Annotated in this window: 17 protein-coding genes; 5 read left to right on the top strand and 12 right to left on the bottom strand. The window is 62.1% G+C overall.

The window, feature by feature from the left end:
- Nucleotides 1-35: 35 nt before the first annotated feature.
- Nucleotides 36-1,064 (bottom strand): AraC family transcriptional regulator, encoded by a 1,029-nt coding sequence (locus GVN17_RS11175; RefSeq protein ID WP_166595320.1) that lies wholly within the window; start codon nucleotides 1,062-1,064, stop codon nucleotides 36-38.
- A 159-nt stretch (nucleotides 1,065-1,223) separates the two neighbouring features.
- On the opposite strand from GVN17_RS11175, the gene GVN17_RS11180 reads away from it, so the two are divergent.
- The 3 genes from GVN17_RS11180 to GVN17_RS11190 are packed head-to-tail and all read left to right on the top strand — an operon-like array spanning nucleotide 1,224 to nucleotide 4,346.
- A complete protein-coding gene (locus GVN17_RS11180; RefSeq protein WP_166595321.1) occupies nucleotides 1,224-2,165 on the top strand; it encodes a 3-keto-5-aminohexanoate cleavage protein in 942 nt (313 codons plus the stop codon).
- 52 nt (nucleotides 2,166-2,217) lie between these two features.
- Complete coding sequence (locus GVN17_RS11185) at nucleotides 2,218-3,558, top strand: MFS transporter (protein WP_166595322.1); 1,341 nt, start codon at nucleotides 2,218-2,220, stop codon at nucleotides 3,556-3,558.
- Nucleotides 3,555-4,346, top strand: coding sequence for an SDR family oxidoreductase (locus GVN17_RS11190; protein WP_166595323.1), 792 nt, complete (start codon nucleotides 3,555-3,557; stop codon nucleotides 4,344-4,346). Before GVN17_RS11185 ends, GVN17_RS11190 begins: the two co-directional genes overlap by 4 nt.
- A 21-nt stretch (nucleotides 4,347-4,367) precedes the next feature.
- Here GVN17_RS11190 and GVN17_RS11195 read toward each other — a convergent pair whose 3' ends face one another.
- Together GVN17_RS11195 and GVN17_RS11200 are read right to left on the bottom strand one after the other, a co-directional pair.
- Nucleotides 4,368-4,751, bottom strand: coding sequence for a cupin domain-containing protein (locus GVN17_RS11195; protein ID WP_166595324.1), 384 nt, complete (start codon nucleotides 4,749-4,751; stop codon nucleotides 4,368-4,370).
- Between the two features lie 2 nt (nucleotides 4,752-4,753).
- Nucleotides 4,754-5,356, bottom strand: a complete 603-nt coding sequence (locus GVN17_RS11200) for a LysE family translocator (protein ID WP_166595325.1) — start codon at nucleotides 5,354-5,356, stop codon at nucleotides 4,754-4,756.
- 73 nt (nucleotides 5,357-5,429) lie between these two features.
- Here GVN17_RS11200 and GVN17_RS11205 point away from each other — a divergent pair, with 73 nt between their 5' ends.
- On the top strand, nucleotides 5,430-6,344 hold the full coding sequence (locus GVN17_RS11205; protein WP_218576166.1) for a LysR family transcriptional regulator: 915 nt from the start codon (nucleotides 5,430-5,432) through the stop codon (nucleotides 6,342-6,344).
- A gap of 26 nt (nucleotides 6,345-6,370) precedes the next feature.
- Here GVN17_RS11205 and GVN17_RS11210 read toward each other — a convergent pair whose 3' ends face one another.
- The 3 genes from GVN17_RS11210 to GVN17_RS11220 form a co-directional block, all read right to left on the bottom strand.
- A complete protein-coding gene (locus tag GVN17_RS11210; RefSeq protein ID WP_166595326.1) occupies nucleotides 6,371-7,117 on the bottom strand; it encodes a glucose 1-dehydrogenase in 747 nt (248 codons plus the stop codon).
- Nucleotides 7,118-7,313: 196 nt separating this feature from the next.
- Entirely contained in the window at nucleotides 7,314-7,739 is a 426-nt protein-coding gene (locus GVN17_RS11215; protein WP_166595327.1) for an Rrf2 family transcriptional regulator, read from the bottom strand.
- 256 nt (nucleotides 7,740-7,995) lie between these two features.
- Nucleotides 7,996-8,913 carry a LysR family transcriptional regulator gene (locus tag GVN17_RS11220; RefSeq protein WP_166595328.1) on the bottom strand — a complete coding sequence of 306 codons (918 nt, stop codon included), beginning with the start codon at nucleotides 8,911-8,913 and terminating at the stop codon, nucleotides 7,996-7,998.
- 120 nt (nucleotides 8,914-9,033) lie between these two features.
- Between GVN17_RS11220 and GVN17_RS11225 the strand changes: the two genes are divergently transcribed.
- Entirely contained in the window at nucleotides 9,034-9,786 is a 753-nt protein-coding gene (locus tag GVN17_RS11225; RefSeq protein WP_166595329.1) for an SDR family NAD(P)-dependent oxidoreductase, read from the top strand.
- A gap of 126 nt (nucleotides 9,787-9,912) precedes the next feature.
- On the opposite strand, the gene GVN17_RS11230 is transcribed toward GVN17_RS11225, so the two are convergent.
- From GVN17_RS11230 to GVN17_RS11255, 6 genes are all read right to left on the bottom strand, one after another.
- Entirely contained in the window at nucleotides 9,913-10,200 is a 288-nt protein-coding gene (locus GVN17_RS11230) for a hypothetical protein (protein WP_166595330.1), read from the bottom strand.
- A gap of 208 nt (nucleotides 10,201-10,408) precedes the next feature.
- Complete coding sequence (locus GVN17_RS11235) at nucleotides 10,409-11,488, bottom strand: ABC transporter ATP-binding protein (protein WP_166595331.1); 1,080 nt, start codon at nucleotides 11,486-11,488, stop codon at nucleotides 10,409-10,411.
- Between the two features lie 31 nt (nucleotides 11,489-11,519).
- Nucleotides 11,520-12,473 carry an SIS domain-containing protein gene (locus GVN17_RS11240; protein ID WP_166595332.1) on the bottom strand — a complete coding sequence of 318 codons (954 nt, stop codon included), beginning with the start codon at nucleotides 12,471-12,473 and terminating at the stop codon, nucleotides 11,520-11,522.
- An 18-nt stretch (nucleotides 12,474-12,491) separates the two neighbouring features.
- Nucleotides 12,492-13,367, bottom strand: coding sequence for a carbohydrate ABC transporter permease (locus GVN17_RS11245; RefSeq protein ID WP_166595333.1), 876 nt, complete (start codon nucleotides 13,365-13,367; stop codon nucleotides 12,492-12,494).
- Complete coding sequence (locus tag GVN17_RS11250) at nucleotides 13,367-14,272, bottom strand: carbohydrate ABC transporter permease (protein ID WP_166595334.1); 906 nt, start codon at nucleotides 14,270-14,272, stop codon at nucleotides 13,367-13,369. The genes GVN17_RS11245 and GVN17_RS11250 overlap by 1 nt, the downstream gene beginning before the upstream one ends.
- Nucleotides 14,272-15,531, bottom strand: a complete 1,260-nt coding sequence (locus tag GVN17_RS11255) for an extracellular solute-binding protein (protein ID WP_166595335.1) — start codon at nucleotides 15,529-15,531, stop codon at nucleotides 14,272-14,274. Before GVN17_RS11255 ends, GVN17_RS11250 begins: the two co-directional genes overlap by 1 nt.
- Between the last annotated feature and the right edge of the window lies 1 nt (nucleotide 15,532).

The following is a 15,532-nucleotide window of genomic DNA, read 5'->3' on the forward strand; positions in this document are numbered from 1 at the left end:
ACACATCCCGGCGCTGCCATCACCGGCTTGTATGATCAGCCCTGACGGTATTCCTTCGTGGTCTTGCCGGTCCAGCGCTTGAAGGCACGCCTGAAGTTGGTGGGCTCCGAGAAACCGAGCAGTAGGGCAATGTCATCAGTGCTCATCACGGTCGTCTTCAAGTATTCGACCGCCAGTGAACAGCGCACGTCATCAACGATGGCAGCGAATGACGTGTCTTCCATCTGCAGCTTGCGGCGCAGGCTGCGGGTGGTCATGTGCAAATGCTCGGCCACCGCCTCCATGCTCGGAAACTCTCCTGGCGTCTGCATCATCATCTGATAGACCTCTCCGGCAATGCCCGCCGACACCTTTGCCTGCCCGATCAATCGTTCACAGGTTTCCTGGAGCACGGTCGCGGTCAGGCGATGGGCAAGGTGCGGCTTCTGATCGAGAATCGCGCTGTCGTAATGCAGCTCGCATTGCGGGTGGTCGAACACGCACGGACACCCCAGATAGTCGGGGTAGAGGTGGGCATAGGCGGGCGCGGGGTAGGAAAAGCAGGCTTTGGTCGGCGGGCAACTCTGGCCGAACACGTCTTGAAGATGAGTGACGTGCTGGGTGAATTGCTGCTCGATCCAGAACTGTTTGATTTCCCGGGACGGGCTCGGTGTAGAAGCATCGGGAAACGTCCACACCGCGCGGTCTTCGTATTCCTGCCATTCAATGGTCAGCGTCGGCGTGGCCAGCGCGTGGTATTTCACTCCCAGCCGAAAATAATCACGCAGTGACAGGCACGACATCAGCGCATATCCATACATGCCGTAGGCAGACAAGTGCAGGCGTGCGCCAGTCTTGAACGGGGTGGCCGGGTCTTTGGACAGCGACACGGCATTGCCGCACACGGTCGCGTATTGGCGGACCGAGGTGAGGGCAGTGGCGTCGTTGATCTGGTCTTCCGTTATGCCGCTGCCTTTCAAACTGTCGGCAGGGGCGATCCCTTGTTCTGCGAGGACTTCCACCAACGCCGCAATCTTGTAAGGGGCATAGATGCGTTCGTTGAACAGCGGCAGTTTTCGTGACATTCATGGGGCTCCGCTCAATGTCCTTCAGGGATTCTTTAGTGTCCGGTAAGGATCTTACTGCGAATGCACAAACGCAATAAGCTGATCTCGACACGCGCCGCGCCTGCCTGACGTCATTCGCGATGGCGCACACGCCAATAAAAACAAAGGTTGTCCTTCATGAGCTCGCCGAACCGAAAGGTCATCATTTCCTGCGCGATCACTGGCGCTACGCACACGCCGTCGATGTCCGAGTACCTGCCCCTGACGCCCTCCGAGATCGAACGGCACGCCATCGAGGCCGCCGAGGCAGGCGCGGCGATTCTCCATCTGCACGCCCGAGACCCTGAAGACGGACGCCCCACACCCGATCCCGACGTGTTCGCCCGATTCGTACCCGCGATTGCCCGCGCCACCGACGCCGTCATCAATATCACCACGGGTGGCAGCACTCGGATGACGCTGGCTGAACGTCTGGCGTATCCCCTGACGGCTCAACCGGAGCTGTGCTCGTTGAACATGGGCTCGATGAATTTCTCGATCCATCTGATCGCCCGCAAGATTGCGTCCTGGACGTATGACTGGGAGCGTGAACACGTCGAGGGCATGGAAGATGTGGTGTTCAAGAACACGTTCAAGGACATCCGCCAAATCATGCAGCAACTGGGCGAATGCGGCACGCGGTTCGAGTTCGAATGCTACGACGTCGGGCATCTCTACAACCTGGCGCATTTCGTCGAGCAAGGGCTGGTCAAGCCACCGCTGTTCATCCAGTCCTGCTTCGGGATTCTGGGTGGACTGGGTGCCGACCCGGAAAACATGCTGCTCATGCGCACCACGGCCGACCGGCTGTTCGGGCGCGAGAACTATGAGTTTTCAATCCTTGGCGCAGGGCGTCACCAGCTGCCTTTCGTGACCATGGGTGCGATCATGGGCGGCCATGTGCGGGTGGGCCTGGAAGACAGCATCTACCTCGCCAAAGGGGTCAAGGCCAAGACCAACGCCGAACAGGTGCGCAAGGTTCGGCACATTCTCGAGGAACTGTCATTCGAGATCGCCACCCCGCAGGAAGCCCGCCAGATGCTGGGCCTCAAGGGCCGTCAAAACGTGCACCTGCAGTGATGCAACGCGGCCAGACTATCGAGCAGTCAGAACAACAAGAAGAGGTTTGATCATGACGGTCATGTCCAACGCTGCGCAGCTCCATGCGCTCGCGACCCGGCGAGCGATGGTTCGATTGATACCGTTGATGTGCGCCATTTATTTTATGTCCTACCTGGACCGCACCAACGTTGCACTGGCGAAGGCGGCGCTCAATGCTGACCTGGGGATCAGCGCGGCGGCGTTCGGACTGGGCGCGGGCATCTTTTTCATCGGCTACGCCTTGCTCGAAGTCCCCAGCAATCTGCTCGCCCACCGCATCGGGCCACGACGCTGGATTGCCAGGATTGCAGTGACTTGGGGCGTGCTGTCTTCTGCGATGATGTTCGTGCAGGGCGAGGCGTCGTTTTACCTGCTGCGGGTGCTGCTGGGCATTGCCGAGGCCGGTCTGTTTCCGGCCTTGATGTACATGGTGACCCTGTGGTTCGCGCCCAAGGACCGCGGCATCGCCATCGGCTGGATTTACATCGCCCCGGCGCTGGCGCTGGTCATTGGCAACCCGATCGGCGGCGCGTTGATGCGGCTGGACGGGGTGAGCGGTTTGCACGGCTGGCAATGGATGTTTTTGCTGGAAGGCCTGCCGAGTGTGGTGGTTGGCGTGATTCTCTGGTTCAAATTGCCGGACCGGCCACGGGATGCGCGCTGGCTGAATGCGGCGCAGGCGCAATCGCTGGAGACCCACGCGCTGTTGCCGGGGCAGGGTGAGCCTCATCGCTATTCCGGGCAGTGGATGAAGGCATTGACGCGGCCGACCACGATCCTCATCGGCCTGATTTACTTCCTTAACCAAGTAGCGTTCGTGGGCCTCGTGTTCTTCACGCCGTCGATCATCCAACAGATGCAGATCACCTCGCCACTCACCGTGGGCCTGTTGTCCAGCAGCGTCGGCTTCGGTTTTCTCGCGGGGGTTCTGGTGTTGCCGAGGGTGCATCGCGCCGTGGATCGCGACACGTATTGCCTGAGTCTGTTCACTGTGGGGCTGATCGCCAGTTCAGTGGCGTTCACCCTGATTGATGACGCGATAATCCGCATTGCGCTGTTCACGGCCACGTCATTCTTCGCCGGTGGCGTGCTGCCGACTTATTGGGCCATCGCGATGAAACGGCTGCAGGGCATCGAAGCGGCGGCCGGGCTGGCCTTCATCAACACGCTCGGTTTGCTGGGTGGTTTCGTCGGCCCGTTTCTGTTTGGTCTGGCGGAGAAGGCATCGGGACTCAGTTCATCCGGCTTTTTTGTGATCGTGGCCGCCGCCGTGCTCGGCTTGCTCCTCGTACCCTTGTTGGGCATGGCGATCAGCGCGCAAGCGGGTCGCCCGTTGACTGAACCTGCTATTGAAGGAAGGGAAGCGCTGTGAAGATTGTCGATTTGCTCAAACCGCCCGCGGGTCTGAAAGTTTTGATCACCGGGGGCGCCGCTGGAATCGGTGCGGTCATTGCCAGGGCCTTCCATGAAGTCGAGGCCCAGGTGTATATCTGCGACATCGACGGCGAGGCCGTGGAACGGATGAAGCGCGAACACCCTGGCTTACGGGGCAGCGTGGCGGATGTTGGCGTCCGGCACGACGTGGACCGCATGATGGACGAGGCGACGTCATCGCTCGGTGGCGTGGACGTGCTGGTCAACAATGCCGGCATCGCAGGCCCCACCGGCAACCTTGAGGATCTGGATCCGGACGCGTGGGAGCACACCGTCTCGACCAACCTCAACAGTCAGTATTACGTGCTGCGCAAGGCTGTGCCCTGGCTGAAAAATTCAAACTGCAACCCCCATATCATCGCCATGTCTTCGGTTGCCGGTCGCCTTGGTTATCCCTTCAGAACGCCTTACGCCTCCACCAAATGGGCGATCGTCGGGCTCATGAAATCGCTGACCGGCGAACTGGGGCCAGACAACGTCCGGGTCAACGCCATCTTGCCGGGCGTGGTGACGGGCGAGCGCATGAACCGGGTCATCGATGCGCGGGCGCAGACGCTGGGGATCGGCTTCGACGCGATGCGGGACCAGTATCTGGAAAAGATTTCCCTGCGCCGCATGGTGACCATGGAAGACGTCGCAGCCATGGCGCTGTTCCTTTCCTCTCCCGCTGCCGTCAACATCAGCGGCCAGGCGATCAGCGTGGACGGGAACGTCGAATACCTGTGAGCGTACCCCGCTAGCCAAGGGCTAAGCCAACTGCTGCTCAATCGTCTTGCTCAACGGCGTCTCGACGTCGCCGGTGTGCAGGGTGTCCATCGGCTCGATCAGCACGATCCAGCATTCCTCGTCGGCCACCGGGTTGTGCATCACGCCTTTGGGCACGACGTGGATCGACCCGGCGGGTAACTGGGAGACGCGGCCCCCTTCGTATTCGATTTTCAGGTGGCCGCGCAGGACGTAGAACAGTTCGTCCTGTTCCGCGTGGTTGTGCCAGACGAATTGCCCCAGCAATTTCGCTACTTTGACGTATTGGTTGTTCACCTGCGCCACGACCTTCGGCGACCAGTGTTCGGTGATGTCGTCGAAGCAGGCATTCAGGTCGAAGGATTCGGCAAACGGCAGGCTGAGCATGGTCAACTCCAGGTGGGAATGATGGACAAAACGAGCAGGGCGGCCATGGCCAGGTTAAACAGCCGCCAGTGACGTGAGGTGCGCAATAGCCGCGCCAGCAGCACGCCGAGCCAGCACCAGAGGATCAGCGAGGCACACGCGGCGAGGCCGAACGACACGCCCAATAACGCTGCGAACCCGGCAGGGTGGGTCGCCAACGGCGAAAACGCGGCGGCCGCGCTGACGGTCATGGCCCAGCTTTTCGGGTTCAACAAGAGAAGCGGAATGGCGTTGGTAAAACCCAGCGGCTCATCCGATCCGGCGTCAGGCCCTGCACCTGTGGAAGGTGCGCCGCTGCGGGCGATGCGCCACGCCAGCCACAGCAGATAGGCTGAGCCCGTGACCTTGACCGCGAGTTCCAGTCCGGGTGCTTGAGCGATCAGGTTGCCGAGGCCGAACGCGGCGATCGTGGCGACAAACGCCAGGCTGAAGGCGATCCCGAGGATCAGCGGCAGGGAACGGCTTAAACCGAATCGCGCACCGGAGGCGGTGGCAAGGGATGTCGCGCCGCCGGGAGACAGTGTCGAGGCGGCGACGAACAGAAACAGCGGCAACAGCGTGGGCATTGGCCTTTCATCCGTCAGTTGAATGCCGCCGACAGTACGGCTGGCTCGCGGATTAGAAAATCGAATATCTTTAATGCCTGACATTACTGATCGTAATCCCACCATGACCCGAAACCTCGACCTCAGCCTGATCCGCACCTTCGTCGTTGTCGCCGATCACGGCAGCATGACGGCCGCCGCCAATGCGCTTTTCATGACCCAGGGCGCGGTCAGCCAGCAGGTGAAGCGCCTCGAAGAAACCCTCGGCTGCCAGTTGCTGATTCGCAAACCCCGGCAATTGGAGCTGTCGCAACAGGGCGAGCTGTTTCTGGCCAAGGCCCGGCAGTTGCTGCAATTGAACGACGACATCTGGGCGGACACCGTCGAAGGGCCGATTCGCGGGCATCTGCGGGTTGGCGCACCGCCTGATCTCATCACTTCGCTGGCACCGGCCATGAAAGCGTTTACCGACGCCCACCCGCTGGTGGAGTTGTCGTTGAAATGCGAGCCGTCGCCGGTGCTGCACGAAGCCATCGACAACGGTCATCTCGACGTGGCGCTGATCGAATACCTCACCCCCAACGCCCAAGGTCGGGTGATTCGCACCGAGCCGCTGGTGTGGGTGGGAAGTCGCACCAGCGAGGTCTGGAAAACCCGGCCGTTGCCGCTGTCACTGGTGGATGAGCGCTGCGTGTTTCGCCCATTGGTGTTGGGCGCGCTGGCGAAGGAGGGGATTGCCTGGCGGACCGTGTTCGAGAACGGCAGTTTCGAAGCCACCGCGTCCACCGTGCGGGTCGGTCTGGCGATTACCGCATGGCTGGCGTCCACTGTGCCGGAGGACCTGAAAGTGTTGCCGGACGACATCGGGTTGCCCGAACTGCCCGCGTTCGCGATTTGCCTGCGCTTGCCTGCAACCGTTCAGCCGGTGGCCGAGGCGTTCGCGCAGTGCCTGTTGGACAGCTTGCCCCACGAAGACATCGAGCGGATCGAAGAACCGGCAATGGCCTGATCGCTCAGGTCACTGCCGGGACAGTTTTAGCGCAGGCCGCCCGACACGACGAGCAGTTCGCCGGTCACCCAACGCGATGCATCCGAGGCGAGGAAGGTCGCCACGTCCGCGATGTCATCCGGTTGCCCGGCACGGCCCAGCGGGGTCAGGGCCACGAAATGTTTCTCCATGTCGGAACCGGTGATGCCGCCCGCGTGGGTGCCTTCAGTCTCGGTGTAGCCGGGGTTGATGGCGTTGACGCGAATCTTGCGCGGCGCCAGTTCGTTGGCCAGCACGCCGGTGATGGCGTCCACGGCGCCCTTGGTGCCGGTGTAGATGGCACTGGTGGCTGGGGACAGCGAGGTGACGCTGGAGCTGATGTTGATCACGCTCGACCCTTCGCCCAAGTGTTTGGACGCCGCCTGCGTCACCAGCAACAAGCCGAGGACGTTGGTGTTGAACTGGCGGTGAAACTCGTCTTCGGTGATCTCTTCCAGCGGCGAAAACGCATAAACGCCGGAGTTGTTGACCAGGATATCGAGGCGCCCGTAAGCGTCGATGGCGGTTTGCACGAACTTCTGCGCATCGGCCGCCTTGGTGACGTCGCCGCCGACCACAGTGGCCTTGCCGCCGCTTTCAACGATCTTCGCCGCCACGGCTTCCGCCGCTGACTGAGCGCTGGCGTAGGTCACCACCACCGCCGCGCCTTCAGCGGCCAGCGCCTTGGCAATGGCCGCGCCGATGCCTTTGGAAGCGCCGGTGACGAGTGCAACTTTTCCTTCTAACTGAGCCATGATGTTCTCGCATCTGAATGAAGCATTTAGGGAATGAAGCGACTGCGTTGGCCTCGTGGCCGTGTGGCCTCGGAGTGCCGGGTGAAATCGAAAGGGGTCGTCAATGGCGGTCTATGCGTGAATCCCAGATCTGACGCTCCTGAAAAAAAATGAGAAATATTGTGCGTTCAAAGACAACAATTAGCGGCAAAAAAAATCACGGACCGTCTTCGATGGCGGTCACGATTTGAGAGAGGGTGTGTTGCGCAAGGCCCTGTTCGAATGACGTTTGCGCGCTGCACAGCACGCCTTCGAGGCAGCCTTTGATATTGCGACTGACGTGACAGCCCTCGGCGACGGCATACCCGTGGACCACATAGGCCTTGGGCGCGTCGCTGGCGTTGTAAATGTCGAGCAGGGTGATCTCAGTGGCGGGTCGCGCCAGCATGCAGGACCCCGTCTTGCCTCGGGTGGTGGTGACCAGACCGGCCTTGGCCAGCTTGGAAATCACCCGACGCACGAAGCTGGGGTCGGCATTGACGCTGCTGGCCAGATCGGACGAACGCGTCGGCTCGCCGGGGCGGACCGCCAGCGAAGCCATGATGTGCGAAGCGACTGAGAACTGAACGTTGGGCTGAGGCATATTGTGAAACTAATCGTCACAATTCTGTTTGTCAACTGAGGATGGTGGGCTGCGCCAAACGGGCTGCGTTTGAAACCTTGGGTGTTTCAAGTACAGCGCGTATGCCGAGTTTACTGCCGCTGCGCGGCAGGAATCCAGACAACTCAAAATCCGGTTGCGCGCACAGTCCTGTGGGAGCTGGCTTGCCTGCGATCTGCCGCGCAGCGGCAGCAAAACCGGTGCATGCAATGGCGCTGGCACGGCGCAGGGGGCGGCTTCAGGGATTCCACCGCCACACCGGGTTCGAAAGGTGCTCGGCGAAAAAATCCGACAGCGCGCGGATTTTTGCGGGCCGGCTTCGCGCGGAGGGGGTGACAAAATACAGTCCGCCCCGGGCCATGCTCCAGCCCGGCAGGAGCGTGACCAGTCGGCCATCCGCGAGGTATTCGGCGGCAATGAACTCGGGCAGTTCGGCAATCGCCAGCCCCTCCAGCAGCACCGGGAGCAGCGCGTCCGAGTTGGTAACCCGCAATCGGCCTTTCGGCGCCACGTCTTCTTCCGTGCCGTCGGTGTGGGTGAAACGCCACAGGTCACTGCGCGCCCGATAGGCATAACTGAGGCATGACCGATCGGCGAGCTCTCGCGGATGCGCCGGATGCCCGTGCTCCGCCAGGTAACCCGGCGAGGCCACCAGAAATTGCGTCACAGAACACAGTCGGCGCGCTACCAGTGAGGAGTCAGGCAATACGGCGATGCGCAGTGCGGCATCGAAACCCTCGGCGATCAAGTCCACCGATGCGTCAGAAAGATGAAGGTCCACCGACAGCTCAGGGTATTGGCGCAGCAGTCGGGGCAACAACGGCGCAACCCAGCGCAGGCCGAACGCCATCGGCATCGCCAGGCGCACTTGCCCGCGAGGCTGGACGGCCAGATCCTGGGCCTCACTCTCGACCTCTTCGGCCTGCCGATAAATCTCCCCGGCCTTCGCCGCCATGCTCGAACCGAACTCGGTCAGTGCCAGTTGCCGAGAAGTCCGGTTGAACAGCCGACCGCCCAGACGCTCTTCCAACCGGGCCACCGCCCGCGAAACGGTAGGGACGGAAACGCCCATCAGCCGCGCCGCTGCCGCGAATGACCCTTCTTCCGCCACCTTGGCGAACATGGCGAGACCTTCGAAATCGGGGAGTTTGCTCATTTCATTTCTGCAATGATGGATTGCGGACAATTCTATTTTGAAAGGTGTCATTCGTCGATAAGCTTCTCCTCACCGAAACACCTTACCGAACTCACTGACTGACCTTTCTGGAGAAACACCATGGCTCGCAAACTCGAAGGCAAAATCGCACTGGTCACCGGCGGCACCACGGGCATCGGCCTGGCCACCGCCAAACGCTTCGCCGAAGAAGGCGCCCACGTCTACCTCACTGGCCGCCGTCAGGCCGAACTCGACGCCGCCGTCGCACAAGTCGGTAACGCCACCGGCGTTCGAGTGGACTCCACTCGCCTCGATCAACTCGATGCGCTGTACGCACAAATCAGTGCGGAGAAAGGGCATCTTGATGTGCTGTTCGCCAACGCCGGTGGCGGTTCAATGGTGCCGCTGGGCGAGATCACCGAAGCGCACTACGACGACACCTTCGACCGCAACGTGAAAGGCGTGCTGTTCACCGTGCAGAAGGCGCTGCCGCTGCTGGCGAAAAACGCCTCGGTGATTCTCACCGGTTCGACCGCTGGCAGCTCGGGCACCGCCGCCTTCAGCGTGTACTCGGCCTCGAAAGCCGCTGTGCGCGCCTTCGCCCGCAGCTGGATTCTCGACCTCAAGGACCGCAACGTTCGCGTCAACACCTTGAGCCCTGGCGCCACCAAAACCCCTGGCCTCGTTGACCTGGCCGGTCCGGATGCCGCGCAACAGCAGGGCCTGCTCAACTACCTCGCTTCGCAAGTGCCGATGGGCCGTGTGGGTGAACCGGTAGAAATCGCCAACGCCGCAGTGTTCCTCGCATCAGACGACGCGAGTTTCGTGAACGGCATCGAGCTGTTCGTCGATGGCGGTCAAGCGCAGGTGTGATGGATTAACGCGGGAGGGGATTGCCCCGGCTGTCATCGACGGGCGGCGCAAGAAGTGATGAAAACACTTGGCCAGGCGAGCGAATGCTCAGCCTGGCCAGCGTCATGGGCAAATCAGAACTTGCTATTACTCGTCAGTGCTACCGGCGCCCGACGGGCTTTTGTTGCCGGGGCTGGAGTTGCCGCCGCTGCCCGCTTCGCCACCGGAGCCTGGCAGCGCTGTGCCTTTGGTCTTGGCGCCGTTGGTGCCGGCTGCCTTTTTGTCGGTGTGAGTGGATGTGGTATGGGTTTGGCTCGCTTTGGTTTTGTGGGTGTCGCTAGGGGCAGTGGTGGTGCTGCTCGCGGCCATTACCGGCAGCGAAAGAATGCAGGTCAGTCCTGCCAGGGCGAACGCGGAACTCAGTTTCTTATTCATGTCGTCAAGCCTCATGGTCACTAAATTCAGAGCGCATGCATGCTGACGAGGGCGTCAGCAGCTCTAGTGTTTGGGGCATTGAGGGCGGGGAAAAGTTTGTGAAATTAATCCCCCGGCGATGAACGGTCAGATGTCGGGTGGTGACCCGACGCCGTTACGATGCATTCCCGACCCCGCGAAAGCTTGCAGGGAAGGGAATGGCCGGGTGTCAGACCAGACGCGCGCCGCTGGCCTTGTCGAACACGTGCACATGTTCGCAACTGCCCCGCAGCGTCAGCTGTTGGCCCAGTTGAAGGTCGCCCTTGCGCGGAAGAGAGGCCACGACCGGGGTCGTGCCGGACCTGCCGTAGACATGGCTTTCCGCACCCGTCGGTTCGATCAGGTCGATGGTGAGCGGCAGGCTGAAATCCGACGCATGCGCGCTGCCGAGGCTGAAATGCTCGGGCCGGATGCCCATCACCACCGGGCTTGCGCTGGCCAGATCGATACGGCGTCCAAGGTCCACCTTCTGATCGCCCACAAGCACGATCGACGTCGAATCTTCCTGCACCAGAATGCCGTCGATCAGGTTCATCGCCGGGGAGCCGATGAACGTGGCGACGAACAGGTTGGCGGGGCGGTCGTAGACCTCAATCGGGGTGCCGACCTGTTCGATGCGCCCGGCGTTCATTACCACGATCAGGTCGGACATGGTCATGGCCTCCATCTGATCGTGGGTCACGTAAATCGCCGTGGTGCCCAGCCGACGCTGCAAGGTGCGGATTTCGATGCGCATCTGCACCCGCAGTTTGGCGTCGAGGTTCGACAGCGGTTCATCGAACAGAAACACCTGCGGCTGACGCACGATGGCCCGGCCCATGGCGACCCGTTGACGCTGCCCGCCGGACAACGCCTTGGGATAACGATCCAGGTAGTTGGAAAGCCCGAGCATGGCGGCCGTTTCCTTGACCGCCGCCGCGATGCGGGCAGGTGATTCCTTGCGCAACTGCAGGCTGAACCCCATGTTCTGGGCGACGGTCATGTGCGGGTACAGCGCGTAGTTCTGGAACACCATGGCGATGTCCCGGTCCTTGGGCGACAGGTCGTTGATGACGCCGCCATTGAGTTCGATGGTCCCGGAAGACACCGATTCCAGACCCGCGATCATCCGCAGGAGCGTGGATTTCCCGCAGCCCGATGCCCCGACCAGCGAGACGAACTGACCGTCGGCAATGCTCAGGTCGATGCCGTGCAACACCGGGATCGTGCCGTAGTTCTTGCGAAGTTGCTGAATGTTTACGGTTGCCATTTCGGGACACTACCTCTGCCGGGCCACTGCTTCAGGAAAGACGTACAACCTTGGTGAGGTGGCGCGGGGCCGTGCTGTCGAGGCCTTTGTGCCGGGCCAGACGCTCACCGAACAGTTGCAGCGCCGGCAGGATCGCCAGGCTTCGGTCCAGACCGGTTTCGCTGACCTCGACGTGCAGGTCGCCGGGGCCGCCCACGCCAATCACCAGCGCGCCTTTGTCCTTGAGTTCGCTGTACAACGTGGTCTCTTCCTCGTGGGTTTGCGGGCTGTAGATCAGCACCACGCAGGTGTGGTCATCCACCAGGCTGACCGGGCCGTGACGGTATTCCAGCGGGTGGAACACCTGGGTGTAGGTCAGGCTCATTTCCTGGAGTTTCAACGCGCCTTCGCTGGCCAGGCCGTAGTAAGCGCCACCGCCGAGGTACACAAAGTGCGTGCGGGACAGCACGGTGGTGTCGACTTGACGATCCAGCGTCTGCATCGCGCGTTCAGCGGTGGCAGCGATGTGGGCGTCAACCGGCGAACCGGCGAGTCGCAGACCCAGCAGCAGCATCAGGCTGGCGGAGCTGCTCATGACGATGCCTTCCGAGGGGTGGGTCGGCGCAAACACCACCTGATCGCTGCCTTTCGCCAGGCTGCTTTCGCTTTCGCAGGTGATGCCGATGGTCTTCAAGCCACGGGCGCGGCTGGCCTGCACGGCCTCGACCGTCTCGGTGGATTCGCCACTGCGGGAGAGGGCGATGACCAGCGCGTCCTGATAGTGCGCCAGATACGCTTCCGGACGACGCGCCCATTCGCCGCCAGGCACGGCGATGGCGCGCTTGCCGTTGAGATTGAATGCGCTGGCCACCGTTTGCGCCAGGTAATACGAAGTGCCACAGCCGACGACCACCACGATGGTGGCGTCCACGGTCGGGAGGGGTTGAGTCAACGCGGCTTGCCAGAAGGGAAACTGCTCGACGATGACGCGTTCGGTAACGTTCATGTGCGGGTCCTTATAAGGTTATTTGGTCGCGCCGGCGATGAGGCCGCGCACGAGGAAACGGTTGAGAAAGATCACCAGCAACACGGGCGGCAGCATGGCGATGACCCCGGCTGCGTTCATCAGGCCGTAGTCGACGTAGTTGCGGGTCACGAATTCGGGAATCAGGACGGTCAGCGACTTGGTGGCCAATGAAGGCGAGAACACCAGCGGCACCATGAACTGCCCCCAGGCGCTGAGAAACGTGAGGATGGCAGTGGCGATCAGGCCGGGCGCCGCCAGCGGCAGAACGATGCGGATCAGCGTGTACGTGCGGCCCGCGCCGTCCAGCCAGGCGGCCTCTTCGAGGGACACCGGCAGCGATTGATACACGCTGCGCATGAGCCACAACGCCAGCGGCAGAAACGCGGACACGTAGATCAGCGTGACGCCCAGGTACGTGTCGATCAGGTGCAGCGAAATCATCAGGCGATACAGCGGAATCATCACCGTGTACGCCGGTACCGCCATGCTCGCGACCACCAGCCCGAACAGCAGGTTTCGGCCCGGAAAGCGCAGTCGCACGAAGGCGTAGCCCCCGAACGCGGCAGCCACCAGTGTCACCAGCGTCGCCGCGACCGAGGTCACCAGACTGTTGATGAACGCCCGGGAGAATTGCGGCCAGACCGACTGCACTTCGTTGCCCTGGGAGACGCTGCTGGCGCCGAACAGCTTGGCGAAGTGTTGCAGCGTCGGGTGTTCCGGCCACAGCGTCAGGTGCTGACTGAGCATGTCCTTCGGGTCGGTGAAGCTGGTCATCACGGCCCAGTACACCGGGCCAAGCGACCAGATCAGCAAGACCAGTACGGCGAGGGCGAATCCGGCCTTGCCCAGCCATTGCAGGGTGAGTTTGCGCATCAGTCGAACCTCGTCTCGCGGTAGACCTTGAGGACGTAAATCATCGACACCACCAGCGAGGCGATCATGGCCAGCACCGACAGCGCCATGCCGTAGGAGAACTTCAGGTTCTGGAACGCCGACATGTACACCTGAATGATCAGGCTGCGGGTGTCCAGGCTGGAGCCGTTGAGAATCCAGGCCTCGTCGAACAGGTTGAAGGCGAACACCGTGGACTGGCTCAGCGCAATGGCCAGCCCGCCTGCAATCAGCGGCAGCGTGATCATGCGAAAGCACTTGAGCGGGCCCGCGCCGTCGAGCTTGGCGGCTTCGTACAGATCGCCCGGAATCGCCTGCAACGCCGCGAGCAGAATGATCGCGGTGAGGGGCAGCATCCTCCAGACATGCACCAGTGCCACCAGCAGCAAGGCGGTGTTGTGGTCGTTGAACCACACCACGTTTTCGTCGAGCAGCCCGACCGCTTTCAGCAGGTTGTTGAGCAGGCCGTAACTGGGGTTGTAGATCCACAGCCAGACCAGCGCATTCACCACCGGCGGCAGGCACCACGGCAGCACCAGGGCTGCCAGCAACCACTGGCGCCCGTGACGGACCTTGTTCAGCAGCAGGGCGGCCCCCAGTCCTCCGACCGTTTCCAGGACCACGGCCAACACCACGTAAATCAAGGTGTTCCAGGTGGCGTGCTGCACGTTGCTGTCAGTGGCCAGGTTCTGGTAATTCAGCAGCCCGATGAAGGGGCTGCCCGGGCGCATCGGGTCGATGCGGTACAGGCTGTCGAGCACCGTGGTCACCAGCGGCACAAACACCAGACTGGCCATGACCACAATGATCGGAAGGACGTACACCAGCCCGAGCCAAGTCTCGCCCGGCACCGGGCGCAGCCGCTCGCGGATCGCGTTCAGATTCATCACGGCTGCATCGCACTCTGGGCTTCGCGGGCGATCTGGGCCACCGCCTGATCGACCGTCAACTCACCTTTGGCGGCCTGATTCAGCGCACTGGAGACCGCGCTGGTGAACTGCGGGTACCAGACCGGGGTGCCTTGCTTGAACAGCGGGTCCACCAGACCGGCCTGTTGCAGGATCACGTCACCGCTCTTGAGCTTACCTTCGCTGTTGAGCTGTTTGAGGACGCTGGTGCGGGTCGGGAGGTTGCCCAGGGTTTCATAGCTTTCGATCTGGTTCTGCGGCTTGATGAACCAGTTGATGAACGCCTTCGCCCCTTCCTTGTTTTTCGCGGTGGCCGGTATGCCGACCGCTTCCGGCAAACCGATGGTGCGCGCCGTGCCGGTGGTGGTCAGCATCAGGGCGGCGGCGACGTGATCCGCGACCTGGGATTTGGCCGGGTCGCTGTAGACCGCCACGTTGCCTGCCCAACCGGCGAGGTCGAAGGAGGCATCGCCTTTCTTGAACAGCTCCTGGACTTCCACGTCCTTGAGACCTGTCGCGGCGGGGCTGATCAGCCCGGCCTTGAGGGCTTCGACCTCGAAGGCCATCGCCTTGTAACCCGCTGAATCCGGCTTGACGAATTGCGGCTCCAGTTTGTCGTTGAACAGCTCGCCACCGAACACCTTGGTCAGCAAATACCAGGCGGTGGCACTGCCTTCGGTGGCCGACAGGGGAAGAGCGATCGGGTATTGGGTGATGTTCTTGGCCTTGATCGCCTTGGCATCTGCCAGCAACTGATCCGGGGTGGTCGGCGCCGCGCTGATGCCCGCCCGTTGCAGGTGATCGCGGTTGTAGATCAGTACGCGGAAGTCGTTGGCGTAGGGAATCGCCAGCAACTGGCCGTCGAACACGAACAGCTTGGCAGACGGGATGTCAGCCACGGTGGCCGCGTCCACCGCGCCGTCCAGCGGTTGGTACCACTTAGCGGTTCCGAACTGCCCGACCCACGACCAGTCCACTTCCGTCGCGTCCGCCGGTGGGCTGCCCGCGATCATCGAGGTCGCGACCTTGGTCAGAATCTGATCCCAGCCCAGGGTCTGAGTTTCCAGCGTGAGGTGGGTCTCGGCTGTCAGTCGATCCGTCATCGCCTTGGGCAAGGTGCCCCAAGGTGGCAACAGCACTTCGGTGGCGCTGGCCGCGCTGGCGAGCGGGACGAACGCCGGGGTGGCGAACGTCAGGGGCAACAGCGCGAGCGAAGCGATCAGGTGGCGTCGGAGCATG

Source organism: Pseudomonas sp. SLFW (assembly GCF_009905615.1).
Classification (GTDB): domain Bacteria; phylum Pseudomonadota; class Gammaproteobacteria; order Pseudomonadales; family Pseudomonadaceae; genus Aquipseudomonas; species Aquipseudomonas bambusae.